The organism is Microbacterium sp. 71-36, assembly GCF_001898305.1.
Taxonomy (GTDB): Bacteria; Actinomycetota; Actinomycetes; order Actinomycetales; family Microbacteriaceae; genus Microbacterium.
This window is the reverse complement of the sequence record NZ_MKTP01000009.1, coordinates 52002-75708: the sequence shown is the minus strand read 5'-3', so window position 1 is coordinate 75708 and position 23707 is coordinate 52002. Positions and strand designations below refer to the sequence as shown.

24 protein-coding genes are annotated in these 23707 nt (G+C 70.3%); 5 read left to right on the top strand and 19 right to left on the bottom strand.

The genetic code is table 11. The features are described from left to right. Positions 1-9 precede the first annotated feature (9 nt). From hisH to BGO45_RS16450, 4 genes are read right to left on the bottom strand one after another with little or no spacing between them, the layout of a single operon-like run. Complete coding sequence (gene hisH, locus BGO45_RS16465) at positions 10-657, bottom strand: imidazole glycerol phosphate synthase subunit HisH (RefSeq protein WP_076490818.1); 648 nt, start codon at positions 655-657, stop codon at positions 10-12. After that, the gene (gene hisB / locus BGO45_RS16460; protein WP_292696298.1) at positions 654-1268 is read right to left on the bottom strand and encodes an imidazoleglycerol-phosphate dehydratase HisB; all 615 of its coding nucleotides are present in this window, start codon (positions 1266-1268) and stop codon (positions 654-656) included. The genes hisH and hisB overlap by 4 nt, the downstream gene beginning before the upstream one ends. After that, entirely contained in the window at positions 1265-2359 is a 1095-nt protein-coding gene (locus BGO45_RS16455) for a histidinol-phosphate transaminase (RefSeq protein ID WP_292696296.1), read from the bottom strand. The genes hisB and BGO45_RS16455 overlap by 4 nt, the downstream gene beginning before the upstream one ends. Before the next feature lie 24 nt (positions 2360-2383). Next, complete coding sequence (locus tag BGO45_RS16450) at positions 2384-2734, bottom strand: LysM peptidoglycan-binding domain-containing protein (RefSeq protein ID WP_292696294.1); 351 nt, start codon at positions 2732-2734, stop codon at positions 2384-2386. 260 nt (positions 2735-2994) lie between these two features. Between BGO45_RS16450 and lexA the strand changes: the two genes are divergently transcribed. From lexA to BGO45_RS16435, 3 genes are all read left to right on the top strand, one after another. Further along, positions 2995-3684, top strand: a complete 690-nt coding sequence (lexA, locus tag BGO45_RS16445; RefSeq protein WP_292696292.1) for a transcriptional repressor LexA — start codon at positions 2995-2997, stop codon at positions 3682-3684. A 144-nt stretch (positions 3685-3828) separates the two neighbouring features. Beyond that, a complete protein-coding gene (locus BGO45_RS16440; RefSeq protein WP_292696291.1) occupies positions 3829-4833 on the top strand; it encodes a hypothetical protein in 1005 nt (334 codons plus the stop codon). A gap of 99 nt (positions 4834-4932) precedes the next feature. Continuing rightward, positions 4933-6819: a prolyl oligopeptidase family serine peptidase gene (locus BGO45_RS16435; RefSeq protein WP_292696289.1), complete on the top strand. Its 1887-nt coding sequence runs from the start codon at positions 4933-4935 to the stop codon at positions 6817-6819. A 58-nt stretch (positions 6820-6877) separates the two neighbouring features. On the opposite strand, the gene hflX is transcribed toward BGO45_RS16435, so the two are convergent. Continuing rightward, on the bottom strand, positions 6878-8395 hold the full coding sequence (gene hflX, locus BGO45_RS16430; protein ID WP_076490824.1) for a GTPase HflX: 1518 nt from the start codon (positions 8393-8395) through the stop codon (positions 6878-6880). Between the two features lie 90 nt (positions 8396-8485). Between hflX and BGO45_RS16425 the strand changes: the two genes are divergently transcribed. Then, positions 8486-9139: a methyltransferase gene (locus tag BGO45_RS16425; RefSeq protein ID WP_292696286.1), complete on the top strand. Its 654-nt coding sequence runs from the start codon at positions 8486-8488 to the stop codon at positions 9137-9139. Positions 9140-9161: 22 nt separating this feature from the next. On the opposite strand, the gene dapF is transcribed toward BGO45_RS16425, so the two are convergent. From dapF to dapA, 14 genes are all read right to left on the bottom strand, one after another. Further along, positions 9162-10016 carry a diaminopimelate epimerase gene (gene dapF, locus BGO45_RS16420; protein WP_292696285.1) on the bottom strand — a complete coding sequence of 285 codons (855 nt, stop codon included), beginning with the start codon at positions 10014-10016 and terminating at the stop codon, positions 9162-9164. 46 nt (positions 10017-10062) lie between these two features. Further along, complete coding sequence (locus BGO45_RS16415) at positions 10063-10503, bottom strand: GNAT family acetyltransferase (RefSeq protein WP_292696283.1); 441 nt, start codon at positions 10501-10503, stop codon at positions 10063-10065. Then, positions 10500-11432 (bottom strand): tRNA (adenosine(37)-N6)-dimethylallyltransferase MiaA, encoded by a 933-nt coding sequence (gene miaA / locus BGO45_RS16410; protein ID WP_292696282.1) that lies wholly within the window; start codon positions 11430-11432, stop codon positions 10500-10502. The genes BGO45_RS16415 and miaA overlap by 4 nt, the downstream gene beginning before the upstream one ends. Beyond that, entirely contained in the window at positions 11429-12979 is a 1551-nt protein-coding gene (gene miaB, locus BGO45_RS16405; protein ID WP_292696281.1) for a tRNA (N6-isopentenyl adenosine(37)-C2)-methylthiotransferase MiaB, read from the bottom strand. The genes miaA and miaB overlap by 4 nt, the downstream gene beginning before the upstream one ends. A 74-nt stretch (positions 12980-13053) precedes the next feature. Further along, positions 13054-13818, bottom strand: a complete 765-nt coding sequence (locus tag BGO45_RS16400) for a regulatory protein RecX (protein ID WP_292696279.1) — start codon at positions 13816-13818, stop codon at positions 13054-13056. Further along, complete coding sequence (recA, locus tag BGO45_RS16395; RefSeq protein ID WP_076490829.1) at positions 13818-14870, bottom strand: recombinase RecA; 1053 nt, start codon at positions 14868-14870, stop codon at positions 13818-13820. The genes BGO45_RS16400 and recA overlap by 1 nt, the downstream gene beginning before the upstream one ends. A gap of 309 nt (positions 14871-15179) precedes the next feature. Further along, on the bottom strand, positions 15180-15404 hold the full coding sequence (locus BGO45_RS16390; RefSeq protein WP_292696276.1) for a DUF3046 domain-containing protein: 225 nt from the start codon (positions 15402-15404) through the stop codon (positions 15180-15182). 9 nt (positions 15405-15413) lie between these two features. Continuing rightward, positions 15414-15722 (bottom strand): helix-turn-helix transcriptional regulator, encoded by a 309-nt coding sequence (locus tag BGO45_RS16385; RefSeq protein ID WP_076490831.1) that lies wholly within the window; start codon positions 15720-15722, stop codon positions 15414-15416. A 161-nt stretch (positions 15723-15883) separates the two neighbouring features. Next, positions 15884-16411, bottom strand: coding sequence for a CinA family protein (locus tag BGO45_RS16380; protein WP_076490832.1), 528 nt, complete (start codon positions 16409-16411; stop codon positions 15884-15886). Then, the gene (pgsA, locus tag BGO45_RS16375; protein ID WP_292696273.1) at positions 16408-16995 is read right to left on the bottom strand and encodes a CDP-diacylglycerol--glycerol-3-phosphate 3-phosphatidyltransferase; all 588 of its coding nucleotides are present in this window, start codon (positions 16993-16995) and stop codon (positions 16408-16410) included. Before pgsA ends, BGO45_RS16380 begins: the two co-directional genes overlap by 4 nt. Further along, positions 16995-19688 carry a DNA translocase FtsK gene (locus BGO45_RS16370; protein WP_292696271.1) on the bottom strand — a complete coding sequence of 898 codons (2694 nt, stop codon included), beginning with the start codon at positions 19686-19688 and terminating at the stop codon, positions 16995-16997. The genes pgsA and BGO45_RS16370 overlap by 1 nt, the downstream gene beginning before the upstream one ends. A 75-nt stretch (positions 19689-19763) precedes the next feature. Continuing rightward, complete coding sequence (locus tag BGO45_RS16365) at positions 19764-20255, bottom strand: GNAT family N-acetyltransferase (protein WP_292696269.1); 492 nt, start codon at positions 20253-20255, stop codon at positions 19764-19766. A 72-nt stretch (positions 20256-20327) separates the two neighbouring features. Then, complete coding sequence (locus BGO45_RS16360; protein ID WP_292696267.1) at positions 20328-22004, bottom strand: ribonuclease J; 1677 nt, start codon at positions 22002-22004, stop codon at positions 20328-20330. A 77-nt stretch (positions 22005-22081) separates the two neighbouring features. After that, positions 22082-23059, bottom strand: a complete 978-nt coding sequence (dapA, locus tag BGO45_RS16355; protein ID WP_022878057.1) for a 4-hydroxy-tetrahydrodipicolinate synthase — start codon at positions 23057-23059, stop codon at positions 22082-22084. Positions 23060-23170: 111 nt separating this feature from the next. Here dapA and BGO45_RS16350 point away from each other — a divergent pair, with 111 nt between their 5' ends. Further along, on the top strand, positions 23171-23707 hold the full coding sequence (locus BGO45_RS16350) for an NUDIX domain-containing protein (RefSeq protein ID WP_292696264.1): 537 nt from the start codon (positions 23171-23173) through the stop codon (positions 23705-23707).

The following is a 23707-nucleotide window of genomic DNA, read 5'->3' as shown; positions in this document are numbered from 1 at the left end:
GGCACGAGGTCACACAGTAGTCGCGCGCAGCCCGTCGATCCAATTCGCGAGCAACCGGATGCCGGCCTCCCCCGACTTCTCGGGGTGGAACTGCGTCGCGGCGAGCGGGCCGTTCTCGACAGCCGCCAAGAAGGGCTCGCCGTACGTGCACCAGGTGAGAACCGGCTCGGGGAAGGGTGGCGTGACCTCGAGCGACCACTCTTGCGCCGCATACGAGTGCACGAAGTAGAAGCGCTCGTCGGCGATCCCGTCGAACAGGCGCGAGCCCTCTCCCGCCGAAACAGTGTTCCATCCCATGTGCGGGAGGACGGGGGCCGAGAGCTCGGATACGGTACCGGGCCATTCGCCCAGTCCCTCGGTGTCGGTGCCGCGCTCGATTCCGCGCCCGAACATCACCTGCATGCCCACGCAGATCCCGAGAACGGGCCGGCCGCCGGCCAGGCGGCGATCGATGATCTCGCCGCCGCGGCTGGCGTTCAGGGCGCCCATCACGGCGCTGAACGCACCCACACCGGGTACCAGCAGCCCGTCCGCGTCGAGGAGCAGCGACCGGTCGGAGGTGAGACGTGCGTCCGCACCCGCCTCGATGAGAGCCTTGACGGCCGAGTGGACGTTGCCCGAACCGTAGTCGAGGACCGCGACGACGGGCCTGCTCACAGGGCGCCCTTGGTGCTGGGGATGCCGTCGACGAGCGGGTCGAGCGCCTTCGCCTGGCGGAACGCGCGCGCCAGGGCCTTGTACTCGGCCTCGGCGATGTGGTGCGGATCGCGGCCGCCGAGGACACGCACGTGCACGGTGAGTCCGGCGTGGATCGAGATCGCCTCGAACGAGTGGCGCACGAGCGAACCCGTGAAGTGCCCGCCGATGAGGTGGTGCTCGAAGCCGGCGGGCTCGCCGGTGTGGACCAGGTAGGGGCGCCCGCTGATGTCGACGACCGCCTGGGCGAGAGCCTCGTCGAGGGGGACGAGCGCGTCGCCGTAGCGCGAGATGCCGGCCTTGTCGCCCAACGCCTGACGAATCGCCTGTCCGAGCACGATGGAGGTGTCCTCGACGGTGTGGTGCGCGTCGATGTGCGTGTCGCCCGTCGCGGTGACACGCAGGTCGGTCAGCGAGTGCTTGGCGAAGGCCGTCAGCATGTGGTCGAAGAACGGCACGCTCGTGGAGATGTGGCTCGCACCCGTTCCGTCCAGATCGAGGGACAGCTCTACCCGGGACTCGCTCGTCTCGCGGACGATCGTGGCGGTACGGGGCGTGACGGGGCCGGTCATGCTCGCGATCCTACCGACGCCAGGGCGTCGAGGAACGCGGTGGTCTCGTCGGCCGTTCCGGCGGTCACACGCAGGTGGTGCGGAATTCCGACGTCGCGGATGAGCACGCCGCGGTCGTAGAGCGCCTGCCACGTGACCGCGGGCTCGTCGACGCCGCCGAAGAGCACGAAGTTCGTCCACGACTCGTGCGCGGTGTACCCCAGCGCCGCCACGGTGGCGGAGATCCGGTCACGCTGGGCGACGATCTCGTCGACCATCGAGAGCATCGTGTCGGCGTGCCCCAGCGCCGCGGTCGCCGCGGCCTGAGTGAGCGCACTGAGGTGATACGGCAGGCGCACGAGTCGGAGTGCGTCGGCGATGGCGGGGTCGGCGGCGAGGTACCCGACCCGGGCCCCGGCAAAAGCGAAAGCCTTGCTCATCGTGCGGGACACCACCAGACGCGGGCGTCCGGGGAGCAGTGTGACCGCGGAGGGCTCGTCGTGGGGGGCGAACTCCTGGTACGCCTCGTCGACGATCACGATGCCGTCGGTGACCGCGTAGACGGCCTCGATCACGTCGAGTCCCAGCGGAGTGCCGGTGGGGTTGTTCGGGGCGCACAGGAACACGATGTCGGGGTTCTCGCGCACCACCTGCTCGGCGGCGAACGCCGGGCTGAGCGTGAAGTCGTGTTCGCGCTCCCCCGCGATCCACTCGGCACCCGTGGCGCGCGTGAGGATCGGATACATCGAGTAGGTGGGAGCGAAGCCCATCGCCCGACGACCCGGACCCCCGAACGCCTGCAGAACGTGCTGCAGAACCTCGTTCGACCCGTTGGCCGCCCAGATCTGCTCGCGGACGAGACCGTGGCCCAGATAATCCGCGAAGGCCTCACGCAGGGCGGTGAACTCGCGGTCGGGGTAGCGGTTGACGTCGCGCAACGCCCGCGCGATGGCATCCAGGATGTCGTCCGCCACTTCGGACGGCACGGGATGCGTGTTCTCGTTCACGTTGAGGGCGACAGGCAGGGCCGCCTGCGGCGCCCCGTAGGGAATCATTCCCCGGAGGTCATCGCGAAGAGGAAGGTCGTCGAGGCGCACGGTCACCTCACCCATGGTAGGCGGCGACGCTCCCGCAGATCACCGCCCCGGCGCGTAGGCGGTGGGGATCGCGATGCGCTGCCCCGCCGTGACCGAACCGTTCTGGAGAGCGTTGAGGCGTGCGATCTCGGCGACGACGTCGCGAGGATCGGACCCGGGGGCGACGTCTTCGGCAATCGACCAGAGCGTCTCGCCGCTCATCACGGTGATCTCGGTGAAAGTTCCGGCGGACGCACCCGCTTCGTTCGAGGCGAGGGCGGCCCCGCCGCCGACGACGGCGAGTGCGAGCGCGACGACCACGGGGAGCGCGGCCAGGAAGGCGAACACGCGACGTCCGCGCGCGGTCAGACGCAGGCGGGTGGCGGGGGCGGTGACGACGATGCTGGTCATGGTGTGCTCCTCAGTGGGGAGAGATTCGCACCCCACCCTCGGCCGGGAGGGCGGTGGTGCGAATCTGTATTCCGAATTTATCTTCGATACTGTGAACCTGTCAACACCGGGTCAGTCGGAGAACGATCGAACGCGACACGCGGAGAGCTCCGCAGCGATCGAGTGATCCACCGGATACGGTTTCGACGAGGAGACCTCACCACGGACCTCCGACATTCGAATTTCCGCCGCATCCACGACGCGGCGCGAGGGGAGCACACATGACCGACGCGACGACCGCAGCCGGCCGCGAACGGCCGCAGACCCGGCGCCGGAAGAGCCTGAGCGACAAGCAACTCGCCATCCTCGAGGTCATCCAGCGCTCGATCGCCCGGCACGGCTACCCGCCGAGCATGCGGGAGATCGGCGACGCGGTGGGACTCAAGTCGCTCTCGAGCGTCACCCACCAGCTGAACCAGCTCGAGCTCAGCGGATATCTCCGCCGTGACCCCGGGAAGACGCGCGCGATGGAGGTGCTGATCGACCTGCCCGGCACCGCCGCCGAGAACCCCGCCGACACGGCACCCGCGGTCGGCGACGCCGCCCTCGTCCCGCTCGTCGGCCGGATCGCCGCGGGCGTGCCCATCACCGCCGACCAGCAGGTCGAGGAGATCTTCCCCCTTCCCCGCCAGCTCGTCGGCAAGGGCGAACTGTTCATGCTCAAGGTCTCGGGCGACTCGATGATCGACGCGGCGATCTGCGACGGCGACTGGGTGGTCGTGCGGACGCAGTCCACCGCCGAGAACGGCGAGATCGTTGCGGCCATGTTGGACGGAGAGGCCACCGTCAAGACCTTCCGTCGCCGCGACGGCCACACGTGGCTCCTCCCCCGCAACTCCGCGTTCGAACCGATCCTGGGCGACGAGGCCATCGTCCTCGGCCGCGTCGTGGCGGTCCTGCGTACGGTGTGACATGTGACGGCGCCGCGGGAGGCCGGATGCACGCTTCTCGGCGCGCATCCGGCCTCCGCCGTTCCGGGCCCGTGTCCACAGGCGTCTGATCGCGGCCGGTCGACACCCCTAACATGACAAGGACACCTCGAGAGAGCGAGTCCCGTGTCGTCTCCCAGCGCCGCCGCACCTCCGCCCTCCGACGTGCCCGGCGTTCCGGCCGATCCGGCCGTCGGAGCGCCGCCCGCGGAGCAGGCCGCCCCGCTCCCACCGTCGGCCGGGGGTCGGCGTCCGCGCGCGAGCGTCGTGGTGCTCGCGGTTCTGCTGACCGTCTTCGTCGCCGCCGTCGGACTCGGATTCCTGTGGTTGGCCACTCAATTGCAGGAAGCCCGCACGCAGATCGACGATCAGCGGCAGCAGATCGACGACCAGCAGCAGCGCCTCGACGAGCAGCAGGAGATGATCGACCGCAAGGAGCAGTTCGGTGCGGCGATGAACGACCTGTACGCGACAGTCGATCCTCTCGTCGGCCTCCCCTACGCCACGATCGTGCCGTGGTACCGCGTGGAGGATCTCGCTGATCGCGCGTGGATCCACCGGCGGAACCCCGCTGCGCTCGATCAGGACGTCGCCGATCTCCGGAGACTGACATCGGAGATCTCGGTCCACTCGGCCGCGGTGGCGGCGCAAGCGGCCTCGAACGCGTCGGGGACCGCGTGGGAGGCGACCCTCGACAGCCTCGGACGGGGCTGGGTCTCGACCGTCTTCGAAGACGCCACGCCCTGCGGTGCCACCGCTCTGGCGTGCGTCTCCGGCGCGGAGCCGTTCACCGTGCACGTCCGGGCCGGCTCCCGCACGGACCCGACCATGACCGACTGGATCCGCACGGGCGCCGCCTATCACGAGTACGCCCACGTCCTGCAGTTCACCAACCCCCAGCCGACGGACGACGCCCTCGCCTCCTTCGGCGGCGACGTCGAGACGATGGCCGACTGCTACGCACTGACGTTCCTGGACGGCTGGTCTCTCGATCACGAGGTCGCGATCGACGCCTACTCGTACTACGAGGTCAACGTCGGGTACGGCTACACGTGCGACGCGAACCAGCGTCAGGTCATCCGCGACTGGGTCGGTCGCCTGGGCGTGACGCGTCAGGTCGTCGGCGGCTGAGAGGCCCTCGCCCGCGGGCGGACGCACCGGGAAGGTCGCGTCCCCGCGGCGACCGACGCACGGCGCGGCATGTCCGACCCGGTCCGTAGGGTGGATGCCATGCCGCAGACGCTCCCCTACGGATCCTGGCCCTCTCCCCTGACGCCCGAGACGGTCTCCCGATCGTCGCCGCGGCTGGACGGTGCGCGCCTCGTCGGCGGCGACGTCTGGTGGGGCGAATCGGTCCCGAGCGAGGGCGGGCGCGTCGCCGTGCGGCGGCGACGTGCGGACGGATCGATCGAGACGGTGCTGCCCGCGCCCGGAAACGCGCGGTCCTCCGTCCACGAGTACGGGGGCGGTGCGTGGACCGCGTCCGACGACGGCGAGCTGTTCTACGTCGAGAAGTCCGACCAGCGCGTCTACGCGCTCCGGCCGGGCGGAGAGCCGCGCGCTCTGACCCCCGCGGACGGCAACGTCCGGCATGGCGGCCTGTCCTGGCAGCACGACGCCCTCCTCGCGGTCCGCGAGACCCACGGAACCGGGCGGGTCCCCGCGCGTGCAATCGTGCGGATCCCGCTCGACGGCTCCGCCGCGGAGGTGCTCGCCGCGGGCAGCGCGTTCCTCGCCCACCCCGCGCTCTCCCCGGACGGACGACGCCTGGCCTGGATCGCGTGGGACCACCCGGACATGCCGTGGGACGCCACCGTCCTGCGGGTCGCGGATCTCGCCACCGGAGCCGTGCGCGATCTCGCCGGGGGCGATCGGCGCGCGCCGCTCCAGCCGGTCTGGATCGGTGACGACGAGCTGCTCTACGCCGACGATCCGGAAGGCCGGTGGAATCTCTTCCGCCGTCCGCTCCAGGGCGATCCGCAGCCCGTCGCCCCGGCCGACGCCGACACGGGCGGACCGGTCTGGGTCCTCGGTACCCGGTGGTTCGGCGCCACCCCCGACGGGCGCATCATCGCCGTGCGCACGGACGGCGGCGACGAGATCGTCGAGATCGCGCCCAGCGGCATCCGCCTGCTCGACGTGCCGGTGGTCGCAGGCGCCTCGATCGACGATGTGCGGGGCGCACGCGCCCTCGTCTCGGGTTCCGACGCCACGGGACTGTCGGGGCTGTGGTCCATCGACCTCGACACCGGGGAGATCGAGCGGGTCGGAGGCGGCGACCATCCCGGTGCCGAATGGATGCCGACCGCCCGCGCGCTCACCACCGAGGGCCCCCACGGCCCGGTGCACGCCTATGCGTACCCGCCGACGAACCCCGACGTGACGGCTCCGGAGGGCGAACGCCCACCGTACGTCGTCCTCGTCCACGGCGGTCCGACCTCTCACGTCGGCCCCGCCCCCTCGCCGAAGACGGCCTTCTTCACGAGCCGCGGGATCGGCGTGCTCGACGTCAACTACGGCGGTTCCACGGGCTACGGCCGCGGCTATCGCGAGCGACTGCGGGGTCAGTGGGGGGTCGTGGATGTCGACGACGTCGCGGCGGCGGCATCCGCTCTCGCCTCCGCCGGCCTCGCCGACCCCCGACGCCTCGCGATCGCCGGCGGATCCGCGGGCGGCTGGACCGTGCTCGCCGCCGTGACGAACACCGACGTGTTCTCGGCCGGGATATCCCGCTACGGCGTCGGCGATGCGCGGGCGCTCGCGGAGGACACCCACGACTTCGAGGCGCGCTACCTCGACGGTCTCATCGGGCCGCTCCCCGAAGCCGAAGCGGTCTACCTCGACAGGTCACCGCTGACGCACCCGGAGCGCTTCCGTGTCCCTCTCCTGATCCTGCAGGGCGCGGAAGACCGCGTCGTCCCGCCCTCGCAGGCCGAAGCGATCCGCGATGCCCTCGCCGCCCACGGAGTCGCGCACTCGTACGTCCTGTACGAGGGCGAAGGTCACGGCTTCCGTCGAGCGGAGACCGTGGTGGACTCCCTTCAGCGCGAGCTCGGCTTCCTCGGCGCGGTGTTCGGGTTCGACACCCCCGGCATCCCTCCGTTCACCCTCGACTGACCGGGCGGACACGACGACGCCCCGCCGGGCAGCGGGGCGTCGTCGTAGCGGAAGTCGATCAGGCTGCGAACGGAGCGAGTTCGGCCGCGAGTCGCGCACCGACGTGCGCGTGCAGGAACGTTCCCTGCTCGCGATGCTCCTGCGCCACGATCAGGCCGGTCTCGTGGACCGCCGAGACCAGGTCACCGCGGTCGTAGGGCACGACCGCCCGCACTTCCACCGCGGGGAGGGGCAGCGCCTCCTCGATCGCGGCCCGCAGCTCGTCGATGCCCTCGCCGGTACGGGACGACACGAACAGGGCGGCGGGGGCGAGCCCGCGCAGGACGAGCCGATCGTCGGGACTCAGCAGATCGGCCTTGTTGAAGACCACGATCTCGTGGCCGAAGTCCGCGTCCACGTCTCCCATCACGTCGCGCACCGTCGAAAGCTGTGCCGCGGGGTCCGGGTGCGACGCGTCCACGACGTGGAGGATGACGTCGGCATCGCCGACCTCCTCCAGCGTCGAACGGAACGCCTCGACCAGCTGGTGCGGAAGGTTGCGGACGAAGCCGACGGTGTCGGTGAGGGTGTACACGCGGCCGTCGGAGGTCTCGGACCGGCGGACCGTGGCATCCAGGGTCGCGAACAACGCGTTCTCCACCAGCACCCCGGCGCTGGTGAGCCGGTTGAGCAGGCTCGACTTGCCGGCGTTGGTGTACCCGGCGATCGCGACGGACGGGATCGTGTGACGCTTGCGCTCCGCGCGCTTGGCCTCGCGGGCGGGAGCGAAGTCGCGCAGCTGCTTGCGCAGCAGCGCCATCTTGGTGCGGATGCGGCGGCGGTCCAGCTCGATCTTCGTCTCACCGGGTCCACGGGATCCCATGCCGGCGCCGCCGGCACCGACCTGACCACCCGCCTGACGAGACATCGAGTCGCCCCAGCCGCGCAGGCGCGGGAGCAGGTACTCGAGCTGCGCGAGTTCGACCTGGGCCTTGCCCTCGCGACTCTTCGCGTGCTGGCTGAAGATGTCGAGGATCACCGTCGTCCGGTCGATCACCTTGACCTTCACCACATCCTCGAGGGCGCGCCGCTGGCTGGGGGCGAGCTCCGTGTCGGCGATGACGGTGTCGGCACCGACCGCGGCGACGATGTCGCGCAGCTCCTGCGCCTTGCCGCGCCCGACGTACGTCGCGGGGTCCGGGTGGGGGCGACGCTGCAGCACGCCGTCCAGCACCACCGCACCGGCCGTCTCCGCCAGGGCGGCCAGCTCGCGCAGCGAGTTCTCGGCATCCGTCTGCTCGCCCTGCGGGTGCACGCCGACCAGGACCACGTTCTCGAGACGCAGCTGTCGGTACTCGACCTCGGTGACGTCTTCCAGCTCCGTGGACAGTCCGGGCACACGCCGAAGCGCCGCGCGCTCCTCGCGATCCCACTGATCTCCGTCGGCCGATCCGCCGTAGGCGGTGGCGGCGTCCTGAAGCGCCTGAGCTGCGCCGAAGACCCGGACCCCGCGATGCGCATCGGCGCGCGCGAGCACACGGTCGACCGGGTCGACCGGCGTCTCGTCGATGCTCGGGGGTGTGGTCTGTTCGGTCATGTGTTCCTTTCGACCGCGGGCGGTGCCGCGGCATCCTCGCACTTTAGTCGCCCCCACGGCGGAGGCTCCGGTCCGCTACGCTTCCATGGCATGGGGAGCGACCACTATTTCAGCGCGTCGCCGTCGAGTCCCGAACAGTTCCGCCGCCTCCGTGTCACCCTCGCCGGGCGTGAGCTCGAGGTCGTGACCGCCGGCGGTGTGTTCAGTCCGGACCGACTGGATGCCGGTACTTCGGTGCTCCTGGCCAACACCCCGGCCCCACCCGCCGGTGGGCACTTCCTCGACCTGGGAAGCGGCTGGGGTCCGATCACGCTGAGCCTGGCGCTGGATGCTCCGCACGCCACCGTCTGGGCCGTCGACGTCAATGAGCGTGCTCTCGACCTCGTCAGACGGAACGCGGAACTCCTCGGACTCACCAACGTCAACGCCGTCCGCCCCGAGGATGTTCCCGACAGGATCTCCTTCCGGACCATCCGGTCGAATCCGCCCATCCGAGTGGGGAAGAACGAGCTCCACGGCATGCTGGAGCACTGGATCCCCCGTCTGGCGGAGCGTTCCGACGGATGGTTCGTGGTGCAGCGGAACCTCGGCTCGGATTCACTGCAGCGGTGGCTGACCGCGACGTTCACGAGCGGATTCTCGGTGCACCGCGCCGCGACCGGGCGCGGGTACCGGGTCCTGCGCGTACGTCGTCACGGCTCGCCGCCGAGCGAACCGATCGACGTCATCACCGACGCGATCTGAGGCGCCGGGATCCCGCGGCGGTTCAGGCGAGGGCGACTTCTCCGGTGAACACCAGGGATGCCGGGCCGGAGAGGAACACGCGCCCCTCGGCGACGCGCACGCCCAGAGTTCCGCCTCGCGTCTCGACCACCCACGCGTCGGGCGCCGCGGATCCGGCCCAGTGGCGTACGGCGAGGGCCGCGGCCGCGACACCCGTCCCGCAGCTGAGGGTCTCACCGACGCCGCGCTCGAACACGCGCATCGTGATCGCCCCGACGCCGTCGCGCACGAGCGGGTCGGCCGGGACCACGAACTCCACGTTCGCCCCGTGCCGAGGCGCCGGGTCCAGGACCGGCTGATAGGCCAGCTCCGCGCCCTCGAGCTCCGCGTCGGAGGAGAGCGCCACGACCACGTGCGGATTGCCGACGTCGACACCGACCCCCGGCCGCGCGACGGCCAGGCCCTTGGCGCGCACCAGTACGTCGCCGGGCTCGATGGCGAACTCCCCCAGGTCGACCTCGAAGCCGCGGTCGCTGCGGGTCAGGGTCTTCACTCCCGCACGCGTTCCGATGCGCAAGCCGCCGGCGATGTCCGCGAGACCGGTGTCGGTCAGGTACCGGGCGAACACCCGCGTGCCGTTGCCGCACATCTCGGCCTTGGAACCGTCCGCGTTGCGGTAGTCCATGAACCACTCGGCGCCCGCGGCGGCGGCCTCCGCCCCCTCGTCGATCGCCGCGGACCGGACGACGCGGAGGAGGCCGTCCGCACCGATCCCGAAGTGGCGGTCGCAGAGGATCGCGACCTGGTCGTCGGAGAGGTCGAGCTCGCCGTCCGGGTCGGACACGATCACGAAGTCGTTACCGGTGCCGTGGCCCTTGGTGAACGCGAGAGTCGCCATGGCATCCAGTCTAGGGATCACCGCCGCACGACCGTCGTGCACGTCGTCAGGTCGGACCGCCAGGTCCGTCGACGATCAGGCGACGCCCCGTCGCCCAGGTCTCGAACGAGACGTACCCCAGCGCGTCGTAGAACCCCCGCGCGGAGGCGTTGTCCGGCCGCACCATCAACTGCACCTTCGGACAGCCCATGGCCTCCAGGAGTCGTTCGACCTCGGCCACGAGCGCTCGCCCGATCCCCTGCCCTCGGTGCGAGGGAGCCGAGGCGAGGTAGTACAGCCAGCCACGGTGTCCGTCGTACCCGGCCATGACGCTACCGACCACGGCGTCGCCGTCCACCGCGACGAGGAAGAGCTCGGGCTGCACGGTGAGCTTGCGTCGGATGTCGGCACGCGGATCGTTCCACGGCCGCGTCAGCCCGGCCTGCTCCCACAGGGCCACGACCGCGTCCTCGTCCGCGGTCTGGAACGACCTGATCCGCACGTTCACCCCGCCATCTCCTCCGCCAGCGCGGCCGCGGACACGGTGCGCGCGTCGATCCACCGGGCGTCGGCATACCGACGGAACCACGACACCTGGCGTCGGGCGTAGCGCCGCGTGAGCGCCTGGGTCTCGGCGATCGCCTCGGCGCGCGTCATCTCACCGCGCAGCTCCGCCAGCGCCTGCGCGTATCCGATCGCCCGCGCGGCCGTGGCGCCGCGCTCGATCCCCGCGGCGCGCAGATCGGACACCTCGTCGAGCAGACCCTGTTCCCACATCCCCTCGACCCTCGCGTCCAGCAGACCGACGAGGGTCTCGCGCTCGATCTGCGTCGCGAGGATGGACGTCTGCGGATGCCAGGGATCGGGTGCGGCGGGAAGTGCACCCCCGTGAGTGTCCTCGCCCAGCGCCAGCACCTCGAGCGCGCGGATGACGCGTCGTCCGTTCCGCGGATCGATACGCGCGGCGGCCGCGGGGTCGCTCGTGCGCAGGCGCTCGAAGAGGACGCCCGGCCCCACGCGCTCGAGCTCGGCCTCGAGCCCCGCACGGACGGCGGAATCGCGCGGCGGGAAGCGGAAGTCCCACAGCACGCTCGAGACATACAACCCCGAACCGCCCACGAGGATCGCATCCGCCCCGCGCGCGAGCACGGCGCTGATCGTCTGCCGCGCCGTCGGCTGATACCAGGCCACCGCGGCCTCGTCGGTGACGGCGAGGGCGTCGAAGAGGTGGTGCGGGATGCCACGCCTCTCGGACTCGGGAAGCTTGGCCGTCCCGATGTCCATGCCGCGGTACAGCTGCATCGCATCGGCGTTCACGATCTCCGCGGCGCGTCCCCGACCGCGCAGAGCATCCGCCAGATCGAGCGAGAGGCGGGTCTTCCCGGTCCCGGTCGCTCCGACGATCGCCCACACCCGCGGGGCGGCGTCGGCGATCACCCGCCGATACGCAGGCTCGGGAGGCCGAGCGACACGGCACGGGGGGCACCCGCATCGGCGCTCGGCGCCGGCACGCCGCACGACTCCGCCTGCGCGCGGTCCCAGGCGTCGCCCGCGCGCGTGCGGCGGATGCGCAGCGGCTCGCCCGCCACCGCATCGGCCAGGAGATAGAACGGCGCGGCGTGCGTCACCGCCACCGAGACGACGTCGCCCGGACGCGGGAGCGCCGAGCCCTCGGACACCTCGAAGTGCACGAGACGATTGTCTTCGGCGCGCCCCGTCAGGCGTCGCGTCGCGGCATCCTTCTTCCCCTCGCCCGTCGAGACCAGCACCTCGAGCCGGCGGCCGAGCTGCTTCTGGTTCTCCTCGAGGGAGATGCGTTCCTGCAGGGCGATCAGACGCTCGTACCGTTCCTGGACGATCGCCTTGGGCACCTGGTCGTCCATCGTCGCGGCGGGAGTGCCCTCGCGGATCGAGTACTGGAACGTGAACGCGCTCGCGAAACGGGAGGCCTCCACGACGCGCATGGTCTCTTCGAAGTCGGCATCCGTCTCGCCCGGGAATCCGACGATGATGTCCGTCGTGATCGCGGCGTGCGGGATCTGCTCGCGGACGCGGTCGAGGATGCCGAGGAACCGCTCACTGCGGTAGGACCGGCGCATGGCCTTGAGAATCCGATCGGATCCCGACTGCAGCGGCATGTGCAGCTGGGGCATGACCGACGGAGTCTCGGCCATCGCCGCGATCACGTCGTCGGTGAACGCCGCCGGGTGCGGGCTGGTGAAGCGGATGCGCTCCAGACCATCGATCTCACCCGCGGCGCGCAGGAGCTTGCCGAACGCCAGACGGTCACCGAACTCGACACCGTAGGAGTTCACGTTCTGGCCGAGCAGTGTCACCTCGATCGCCCCGTCGTCGACGAGCAGCCGGATCTCGTTCAGGATGTCGCCGGGTCGGCGGTCCTTCTCTTTGCCGCGGAGGCTCGGGACGATGCAGAAGGTGCAGGTGTTGTTGCAGCCGACCGAGATCGACACCCACCCGCTGTGCACGGAGTCGCGCTTCGTGGGGAGCGTGGAGGGGAAGACCTCGAGGGATTCGAGGATCTCGAGCTCGGCCTCGCCGTTGTGGCGCGCGCGCTCGAGCATGCCCGGAAGCGACCCCATGTTGTGGGTGCCGAAGACGACGTCGACCCAGGGGGCCTTCTGCTGCACGGCATCTTTGTCCATCTGGGCGAGGCAGCCTCCGACGGCGATCTGCATCCCACCGTGCGCGTCCTTGCGGGACTTCAGGTGACCGAGGGTGCCGTAGAGCTTGCCGGCCGCGTTGTCGCGCACGGCGCAGGTGTTGATGACGACGACGTCGGCGTCGGTGCCCGCTTCCGCCCTCACGTAACCGGCGCTCTCCAACGAGCCGGAGAGGCGCTCGGAATCGTGGACGTTCATCTGACAGCCGAACGTGCGCACTTCGTACGTGCGTGCACGGCCGTCGGCCGTGAGGGCGGCCTCGGAGGGCGCGATGATCGTCGGTGTCGATACGGGGGTCGTCATGATGCGTGCCATTCTAAGCGCCGGTCAGACGAGAGGCGGGGTCGGGATCGAGCGCGCACATCCGGCGCAGGACGTCACTCGTCGGGGGTGAACCGGACTCCCGACGACGCGGCCGGTCGTGAGAACGGCGCACGCCGGATGCCCGCCTCGGCCAGGGCCTGCCGGGCGGCCTCGAGCGAGACCGAAGAGGAATAGCCCCGACGAGCGAGCTGTCCGGCGAGTCGACGCAGGCTGGCGTCGTAATCCTTGCCGCCCACGTTGCGCGCCTTGGAACGCGCGAACTCCAACGCGCGCTCCGCGTCGTCATCGGGCAGCTCGGCGATCGCGGCATCGGCCACTTCACGCGAGATGCCGCGCTTGCGGAGCGTCTGCACGACCGCACGCCGGCCTTGCCCTCGACGCTCGATCGCCGACATCGCCAACTGCTCGGCGAACGCTTCGTCATCGAGGTAGCCAAGGTCGACGAACTTCGCCACCACCTCCTCGATGACGGACTCATCGACACCGTCGACTCCGCCGAGCGCCGTGCGGGCCTCCGCCAACGACAGGGATCGGCCGCGGAGCTTGCGCAGGAGAACCCCCTCGGCGCGGTCGCGGATCTCGTCCGGCGTCTCGGTCGGAGCCGAGTCGGCGAACCCGCTGCCCGGGCGGGACCAGTCCGGCGTCTCGCCGTCGCGCGGCGGCGAGCCGTGGTCGTCGGCGCTGGGGGCCCCGGAGGCGGGAGAGCGCGCGCCGAAGAGCGGAATGACCGGTGCCAGGCCGTCGCCGGTCATGCGGCCGCCCGCACCGCGCTCCGCCGCAGCGGAGACGCGGCCCGGGCGGCTGGCGTCGTCGGTCATCAGGCGGGTCGGCGGGCGGCGAGCTCGTCTGCGGCCGGAGCAGCGGCGGCGGCAGGAGCGCCGATGCCGAGCTTGCCCTTGATCTTCGACTCGATCTCGGCGGCGACGTCGGCGTTCTTGATCAGGAAGTTGCGGGCGTTCTCTTTGCCCTGGCCCAGCTGCTCACCGTCGTACGTGTACCACGCGCCCGACTTCTTGACGATGCCGTGCTCGACGCCGAAGTCGATCAGGCTCCCCTCGCGCGAGATGCCCACGCCATAGAGGATGTCGAACTCGGCCTGCTTGAACGGGGGCGCCATCTTGTTCTTGACGACCTTCACGCGGGTGCGGTTGCCCACGGCCTCGGTACCGTCCTTCAGCGTCTCGATGCGACGGATGTCGAGGCGGACGGACGCGTAGAACTTCAGCGCCTTTCCTCCGGCCGTGGTCTCGGGCGAACCGAAGAACACACCGATCTTCTCGCGCAGCTGGTTGATGAAGATCGCCGTCGTCTTGGTGGTGTTCAGACCACCCGTGAGCTTGCGGAGCGCCTGAGACATCAGGCGCGCCTGCAGACCCACGTGGGAGTCTCCCATCTCGCCCTTGATCTCGGCCTCGGGAACGAGGGCGGCCACGGAGTCGATGACGACGAGGTCGATGGCGCCGGAACGGATGAGCATGTCGGCGATCTCGAGCGCCTGCTCACCGGTGTCGGGCTGCGAGACGAGGAGAGCGTCGATGTCGACGCCGAGCTTCTTCGCGTACTCGGGGTCGAGCGCGTGCTCGGCGTCGATGAATGCCGCGATGCCGCCGGCGCGCTGCGCGTTGGCGATGGCGTGGAGGGTCAGCGTGGTCTTACCCGAGGACTCCGGGCCGTAGATCTCGATGATGCGGCCACGGGGAAGGCCGCCGATGCCGAGTGCCACGTCGAGGGCGACCGAGCCGGTCGGGATGGTCTCGATCGGGGCGCGCTCGTCACTGCCCAGTCGCATGACCGAGCCCTTTCCGAACTGCCGGTCGATCTGGGCGAGGGCCGATTCGAGGGCCTTCTCGCGCTCTGCGGGTGAGGGCATGACGTCTACTTTCTTCTCGCGTTCCGGTCGCCTATAGGCTGTCGCGCTCCCCTCCGACGGAGGGGATGCCCGACAAGGCGTTCAGAGTGTCGTTCGACATCGATCACGTTAGGGAGGGCCTCCGACATCGGCGGAGGAAACCCCGGCTTCTGTGGACGAGGACGTCCGAAACTCCGATGTGCAGGAGCCTACGCGCAAATCGAACGAAGATTCGATGACACGCCGCACGGCGCGCCGCGACACCCGAAGACGCGGAACGGACGCACGGGCCGCCCGAACCGTCCCGCGGTCACCGCGCGGGGTGGCCGATCAGCGGCGCCGCGGGTCGAGACGCCCCACGCCGTACCGTCGCTCGCGGGGCACGTCCGTCTCCTCGCACAGCGCGAGCCAGACGTCACGGGGGTCGACACCGGCAGCAAGCGCATCGGCGCTCGTACGGCCCGCGACGGAGGTCAGCACCAGGTCGGTCAGCAACGAACTTCCCCGCGCCCCGAACTCATCGGATACCGCGCGATCGAACTCGCTCCGTCGCATTCCGCGGTGTCAGTGCAGGGACAGCTCGGGCTCGACCGCCGCAACCAGGTCGTCGGGAACGACGTCCGGGAAGCTCTGCAGGCCTTCGAGGACCGACAGACGGTCACCGACCTCGCGCATGATCGTCGAAATAGGAACGTCGAGGGCCTCGGCGACCGACGCGAGAATCTCGCTGGACGCCTCCTTCTGGCCGCGCTCGACCTCGCTCAGGTACCCCAGCGCCACGCTGGCACGGCTGGCGACCTGACGAAGGGTACGACCCTTCTGCTGGCGGAGCTCACGCAGGACCTCGCCGATCTCTTGACGGACCAGGATCATGTGAACCCCTCCTCACTACCGATTCCTCCGCTGCCCGGGTGGACAACGGTACAACACCGTTTCAGGTCACCCTAATGCCGCGCGCTGGGCACTGGATGGGAATCGACCACAACAACGCGGATGTGTCATCATTTGTTCCCCCTCGCCGCGCCGCGCATCGCTCACAGCGCGGCGAGCGCCCGGCGGATGGCGAGGTGCGTGGCTTCCCGCCGGATGCGGTCCCGGTCGCCCGACAGGACGAGGGAGTCCACACGCGTGCCGAGGGGCGTCGAGACGGCGATGTGCACCGTCCCCACCGACTGCCCGTCTTGAGGGTCGGGGCCGGCGACCCCGGTGGTGGCGATGCCGACATCGGTCGGGACGCCGTCCTGACCGAGGACGTCGCGCACACCACGGGCCATCTGGCGCGCCACGCGCGGGTGGACCGCCCCGTGGGCTTCGAGAAGCGCCGGGTCGACCCCGAGGACGCTGTGTTTGAGATCCGTCGCGTAGGCCACGATGCCGCCCCGCACGGCGCGGGAGGCTCCGGGCACGTCCACCAGGGAGGAGACGACCATTCCCCCCGTCAGGGACTCCGCGACGGCCACCGTCCAGCCGAGTTCGACGAGCCGATCGAGAAGGACGGCCGCGCTCTCACGCGGATCGCGGACCAGTGTCTCGTCGAGGTCGTCGGGTACGCCGTCGATCACCGGGCGCTCCGCTTCGCGCGGGACCCGCGGACCTCCGAGACGACGTAGTCGATCCCCGAGGCGACCGTGAGGATGACCGCGATCGTCATCGTGACGGCGCCCGCCCACCAGACGGTCGTCTGCCAGGCGGTGGCATCCGACAGGGCGGCGAAGGGCAGGAGCGCGATCGAGAGCGCCACCGCCTGCGCGACCGTCTTGAGCTTGCCCATCCAGGCCGCGGCGAGCACATGGTCGCTGACGACCAGGAAACGGTAGACCGTGATGCCGATCTCGCGGACGAGCACGACGATGGTCACCCACCAGGGAAGCTCCCCGAGGATGGACAGCCCGACGAATGCCACACCCGTGAGCGCCTTGTCCGCGATCGGGTCGAGAAGCTTCCCGAGGTCGCTGACGATCTCGTATCGGCGCGCGATGTAGCCGTCGACGCCGTCCGTCGCGATCGCGACGATGAACACGATCGCCGCGGCCCAGCGCAGCCCTCCCCCGGTGCCTCCGTCGGCGAGGAGCATCCAGAGGAACACCGGCGCACACAGGATGCGCGCCACCGTGATCGCGTTGGGGAGTTGCGGGTGCACGGCCATCAGTCGCGTCCTGTCAGCTGCCAGGCGTCTTCGGAGCCCTCGTCGTCCTCGACGACGGGCAGCCCGTCGTACTGGGCAGCAACGGCGTCCTGACCGTACCTGTCGTCGTCGGCGGCGCCCTCCGGCGGTTCCTCGCCACGCAGGCGGGCGAGGACCGCGGGCAGCTGCTCGTTCGTGACCAGCACATCGCGCGCCTTGGACCCTTCGGAGGGCCCGACGATCTCACGGGACTCCAGGAGGTCCATGAGTCGACCCGCCTTCGCGAAACCGACGCGCAGCTTGCGCTGGAGCATGGAGGTCGACCCGAACTGCGTCGACACGACCAGCTCCGCGGCGGCGAGCAGCAGTTCGAGGTCGTCGCCGATGTCGGCGTCGATCTCTTTCTTCTCGGCGGCCGCCTGGACGTCGGAGCGGTACTCGGGGCGTGCCTGCTGCGTGACGTGGGCGACGACACGCTCGATCTCCTGCTCGCTCACCCACGCACCCTGCACGCGGAGAGCCTTGGATGCCCCCATGGGCAGGAACAGGCCGTCGCCCTGGCCGATGAGGCGGTCGGCGCCCGGCTGGTCGAGGATGACGCGCGAATCGGTGACGCTCGTCACGGCGAAGGCCAGACGCGAGGGCACGTTCGCCTTGATGAGGCCCGTGACGACGTCGACGGAGGGACGCTGCGTCGCGAGGACGAGGTGGATGCCGCTGGCGCGGGCCAGCTGCGTGATGCGCACGATCGAGTCCTCGACGTCGCGCGGGGCGACCATCATGAGGTCGGCGAGCTCATCGACCACCACGAGCAGGTACGGGTACGGCTTCAGCACGCGCTCGCTGCCGGCGGGCAACTGGATCTCCCCCGCGACCACGGCCTTGTTGAAGTCGTCGATGTGGCGGAAGCCGAACGACGCGAGGTCGTCGTAGCGCATGTCCATCTCTTTCACGACCCACTGCAGCGCCTCGGCGGCCTTCTTGGGGTTGGTGATGATGGGCGTGATCAGGTGCGGCACACCGGCGTAGGACGTGAGCTCGACGCGCTTCGGGTCGATGAGGACCATCCGCACCTCGGACGGCTTCGCCCGCATGAGCAGGCTCGTGATCATCGAGTTGACGAAGCTCGACTTGCCCGAGCCCGTCGATCCGGCGACGAGGAGGTGGGGCATCTTGGCGAGGTTCGCGACGACGAATCCGCCACCGACGTCCTTGCCGACGCCGATGGTCATCGGGTGCGTCGACGTGGTCGCGGCATCCGAGCGCAGGATGTCTCCCAGCGTGACGATCTCGCGGTCGGCGTTGGGGATCTCGACGCCGATCGCGCTCTTGCCGGGGATCGGGGCGAGGATGCGCACCTCGTTGGACGCGACGGCGTAGGCGATGTTGTTGGTGAGCGCGGTGATGCGCTCGACCTTCACGCCGTGGCCGACTTCGATCTCGTACTGGGTCACCGTCGGGCCACGGGAGAATCCGGTGACGCGCGCGTCGACCTTGAACTGCTCCATGACGCTTTCGATGGCCCGGACGACCGCGTCGTTCGCCGACGACCGCTCCTTGGGCGGTGTGCCCGCCGCGAGGGCGGCCACCGACGGCAGGCGGTAGTTCGCCGACGGCGGCAGCCCCGCGTTGTCGCCGCCGAGGCCGGAGATGCCGGGCAGGTCGTCGTCGCCGGGCTCGTCGAGCGTCGGCGAGTCGTCGTGGAGTCCGCGACCGGTGGCGATGCCCGCCAGAGCCGCGGGGTCGATGATCTCGGTGAGCGCATCGGGCGCGGGCGGCATCGGGGGTCGCGCCGGCGGAGCCGCGGGTGCGGCCGGCGCGACGAACGCCGACTCGAATCCCCCCTGCGTCGCGGCGGGCGAGAGCAGGGTCGTCAGATCGTCGGAGCCGAGGTCGCCGTCGACGTCCTCTTCGCGCCCGGACTTGTTGCGCCGCCACCACGGCAGCGACTTCTCCGCCGGCGCGTCGTCGTCGGCGTCCGTCGGAAGCACGGCGGTCGTCGCGTCCTTCTCGACCCGCTCGGCACCGAACATCCACGAGTACAGGTCCCCGAGACGCTGACCGATCCGGTTCGGCGGCGTCTTCGTGAGGATCAGAACGCTGAGGATCGTCAGGACGGACAGGGCGACGTAGGCGCCGACGTCGGTGAGCAGCAGAGACAGGGGTTCGCCGCTCATCCACCCCGCGAGGCCCCCGGCGAGACTCAACCGCGGCAGGCCCTCGCTCGGTGCCGGCCCTCCGCCCGCGACGTGGCAGAAGCCGGCCATCGAGATGACGAACAGCGCGAACCCGATGCCGATGCGCCCGTTGTCGTGGACGGACGAAGGATGCCGGAACAGCCAGCCCGCGAGCAGGAGCAGCAGCACCGGGAAGACGAACGCGACGCGGCCGATGATCGCGCCGAAGCTGTACGCGCTGATGGTCGCGGCGACGTCGTTGCCGATGAAGAACCACTCGACCACGGCACCGGCGACGGCGAGCAGGACGAGGAAGAAGGGGAACCCGTCGCGGCGCTGCTCACGCTCGAGGGTCTCGGGGCCGAAGACGCGGAACATCCCGCCGACGCCGTGCGCGAGCGCCGTCCAGGCGCGCACGGCGACCGGAGGCTTCTCGGGGTCATCGACGTAGCGCTGGGGTGCGGGCGCCGAGGCTTTCGGTCGCGCCTGTCGCTTCGCGGGGGCGCGACCGCCGGACGTGGACGTGCTGCGGGCCATTCCCCCACGGTAGGCCGAGCCCCCGACATTCGCGCGCACCGACGCGGGGTTCGGGACAGGACCGATACCCGCGCGTCAGCGCAGGGTCTTCACCATCACGTCGCGTCCCTGCCCCGCTCGCGTGACGGCGAAGCCTTCGGTGCGGTAGAAGACGCGGGCGAAATTGTCGCGCTCGACGCTCAGGCTGATCCGCGAATACCCCTGGGCCCGCGCATGCGCGACGAGACTCTGCAGCAGGGCACGCCCGACACCGTGCGCACGCCACACGGGACGCACGCCGATGATCAGCTCCGGGACGCCCGTCCCCACCCAGCCGAAGCCGGGCTCGCTGCGCGGCAGCATGCGGTACCAGGCCGCTCCGATGGCCTCGCCCGCGGGCGACTCCGCCACGAATCCCGCGTCGCCCGGACGCTGCCACCCGGCGATGTACCGCTGGTGGTCGGGGCTGCTGAGCACCTCGTGGCGGGGCCGGACGCTGCCGGCGCGCCAATTGGCGGCCTCCACCGTCATGTCGGCGAGGAAAGCACCGTCGGACGGGAGCGCCGCGCGGATCGGGATGGCGGGCATGCCCCGCATGATACCGACCCGCGCGTCACCTCTGCGGGGTCCGCTCCCCACCGGGAGGAGCGGACCGAGGGCTCACGCCTCGATGACGAGCGGCACGATCATCGGGCGACGACGCAGCGACTGGTTCACCCAGCGACCGATCGTGCGACGGACGACCTGCGACAGCGCGTGCGTGTCGCGCACGCCCGACTGCGCGGCCTCGGCGAGGGCCGCGGCGATCTTGGGCTTGACGCTCTCGAACACCGCGGCATCCTCCGCGAACCCGCGCGCGTGCACCTCGGGGCCCGAGATGATCTTCCCGGTCTGGCGGTCGACGACCACGATGACCGAGATGAAGCCCTCTTCGCCGAGGATCCGGCGATCCTTCAGATCGGCATCCGTGATCTCGCCCACCGACGAGCCGTCGACGTAGACGAAACCGATGTCGAGCTGGCCGACGACCTCGGCGCGGCCGTCGCGGAGGTCGACCACGGTGCCGTTCTCGCCGAGGATGGTCCGCTCGGCGGGGATGCCCGTCTCCTGCGCCAGCTTCGCATTGGCCATGAGGTGTCGGAACTCGCCGTGGACGGGCAGCACGTTCTTGGGCTTGAGGATGTTGTAGCAGTACAGCAGCTCGCCCGCGGCGGCGTGGCCCGAGACGTGCACCTTGGCGTTGCCCTTGTGCACGACGGTCGCGCCCAGCTTCGTCAGCCCGTCGATCACGCGGTAGATGGCGTTCTCGTTCCCGGGGATCTGGCTGGAGGCCAGGATGATCGTGTCACCTTCGCCCGGCTCGATGGCGTGGTCGAGGTTGGCCATGCGGCTGAGCACCGCCATCGGCTCGCCCTGCGAACCGGTCGACATGTAGACGATCTTGTCGTCGGGGAGGTCGCGCGCCTTCTTGTAGTCGATCAGCACGCCGTCCGGCACGTTCAGGTAACCGAGATCGGCGGCGATGCCCATGTTGCGGACCATGCTGCGCCCGAGGAGCGCGACGCGACGACCGTTGGCGTGCGCGGCGTCCAGAACCTGCTGCACGCGGTGCACGTGGCTCGAGAAGCTGGCCACGACGACGCGGCGCGGCGCCTTCGCGATCACCTGGTCGAGCACCGGGCCGATGCCCCGCTCGGTGGGCGTGAAACCGGGGACATCGGCATTCGTGGAGTCGACGAGGAACAAGTCGACGCCCTCCTCACCGAGGCGCGCGAACGCGCGCAGGTCGGTGATGCGGCCGTCGAGCGGAAGCTGGTCCATCTTGAAGTCGCCGGTGGCCAGGACGAGGCCCGCGGGGGTGCGGATCGCCACGGCGAGCGCATCCGGGATCGAGTGGTTCACCGCGACGAACTCGAGGTCGAACGGGCCGACCTGCTCGCGCTGCCCCTCCTGCACCGTCAGCGTGAACGGGCGGATGCGGTGCTCTTTGAGCTTCGCCTCGATGAGGGCGAGGGTGAGCCCGGAGCCGATGAGGGGGATGTCGTTCTTGAGCTTGAGGAGGTACGGGACGGCCCCGATGTGGTCTTCGTGCCCGTGGGTGAGCACGACGCCGACGATGTCGTCGAGGCGGTGTCGGATGGGGTCGAAGTCCGGCAGGATCAGGTCGACGCCGGGCTGGTGCTCCTCGGGGAAGAGCACGCCGCAGTCGACGATGAGGAGCTTCCCCTCGAACTCGAACACCGTCATGTTGCGGCCGACCTCGCCGAGGCCGCCGAGCGGGACGACGCGGAGGGTTCCGGGTGCGAGGGTGGGGGGATCGTAGATGGTCGTGGGCATATGGTGCCTCCTCGGACACCGCGTCGCGGCATCCCTTCGTGTGGCGTCCCTGGCCGCGGTTCGGCGGACGCCGATGCTTATCTCGTGGTGCCGTGCACCTTGGGCAGCGCACCGCCGGCGGCCGCGTTGCGGTCGGGGCGGAAGTTGGAGAAGTCGGCGCCCGGAACGTCGCGGACCAGCGCCAGCTCGTCCTCGATCGTCGCGGCTTCCCACTCCTCCGGACCGACCAGCGGCAGACGCACGCGCGGGCTGCCGATGCGGCCGAGCCCGTGCAGGATGTACTTCGCCGCGACCGTGCCGGGCACGTGGGTCATGACGGCGCGGACGAGCGGTTCGAGGCGCTTGTGCTCCGCGGTGGCCGTTGCCAGGTCACCGCGGTTCACGGCATCCACGATCGTCCGATACGGCGTGGCGGTGATGTTCGCCGTGACGCCGATGAGGCCCGCAGCGCCGATCGCGAGGTGCGGCAGCACGTTGGCGTCGTCGCCGGAGAAGTACATCAGGTCGGTCTGGTTGAGCACGCGGCTGACCTCGCTGAAGTCGCCCTTGGCGTCTTTGACGGCGAGGATGTTCGGGTGCTTCGCGAGGCGCAGGATCGTCTCGTACTTGATCTCGACGCCGGTGCGGCCGGGGATGTCGTAGAGGATCACCGGGAGGTCGGTGGCATCCGCGACGAGACGGAAGTGGGTCAGGATGCCGGCCTGGGTGGGCTTGTTGTAGTACGGCGTGACGATCATGATGCCGTCGGCGCCGGCCTTCTCGCTGGCCTTGTACAGCTCGATGGCGTGCGCGGTCTCGTTCGACCCGCCACCGGTGATGATCTTGGCGCGACCGGCCGCGACGTCCTTGCCGACCTCGACGAGGCGCAGCTTCTCGGGGTCGGTGAGCGTCGAGGTCTCGCCGGTCGTGCCCGTGACGACGACACCGTCGGCGCCCGCGCTGACGACGTCGTCGATGTGCTTCTCGACGGCGGGCCAATCGACCTCGCCGTCGGCCGTCATCGGGGTGACGAGCGCGACGAGCACCTGACCGAAGGGGTTGCCGGAGTGCGTCATGCTCTCAGGTTATCGGTTCAGCACCCGCCTTCCCCGGTCGAGCACGGGGCCGTGGATGAACATCTCCCCCACCGGCGGGGCGGGATCCCGCCGTCACCCTAGGCTGACCGCATGGTCTGGACCACCCGCTCCTCCCGCACCGTGTACGAGAACCGCTGGATCCACGTTCGAGAGGACGAGGTCACCGGCCCCGACGGCGACGGAATCTACGGCGTGGTCCGGATGCAGCAGCCCTCGGTGTTCGTCATCGCGATCGACGATCGGGCACGTCTGTGCATGGTGGAGCTCGAGCGCTACACGACCGGGCGCTCGCTCGAGCTGCCGTCCGGCGGCAGCGACGGCGAGGACCCGCTCGTGGCCGCGCAGCGCGAGCTGCGGGAGGAGAGCGGCGTCACCGCGGCCCGGTGGGACCACATCGGCCGCATGCACGCCCTCAACGGCATCGCGGAGGCCCCCGAGCACGTGTTCCTCGCGCAGGATCTGCACATCGCGGATGCCACGGCGTCACAGCGCGAGGAGGGCATCGAGGCGGTGCGCTGGATCCCGTTCGCCGACGTGCTCGGTCTCGTGGCGGACGGCACCATCACCGACGGAGAGACGATCGGGGCGCTGGCGTTCGCCGGCATCCGCCTCGGACGCTTCCGCTGA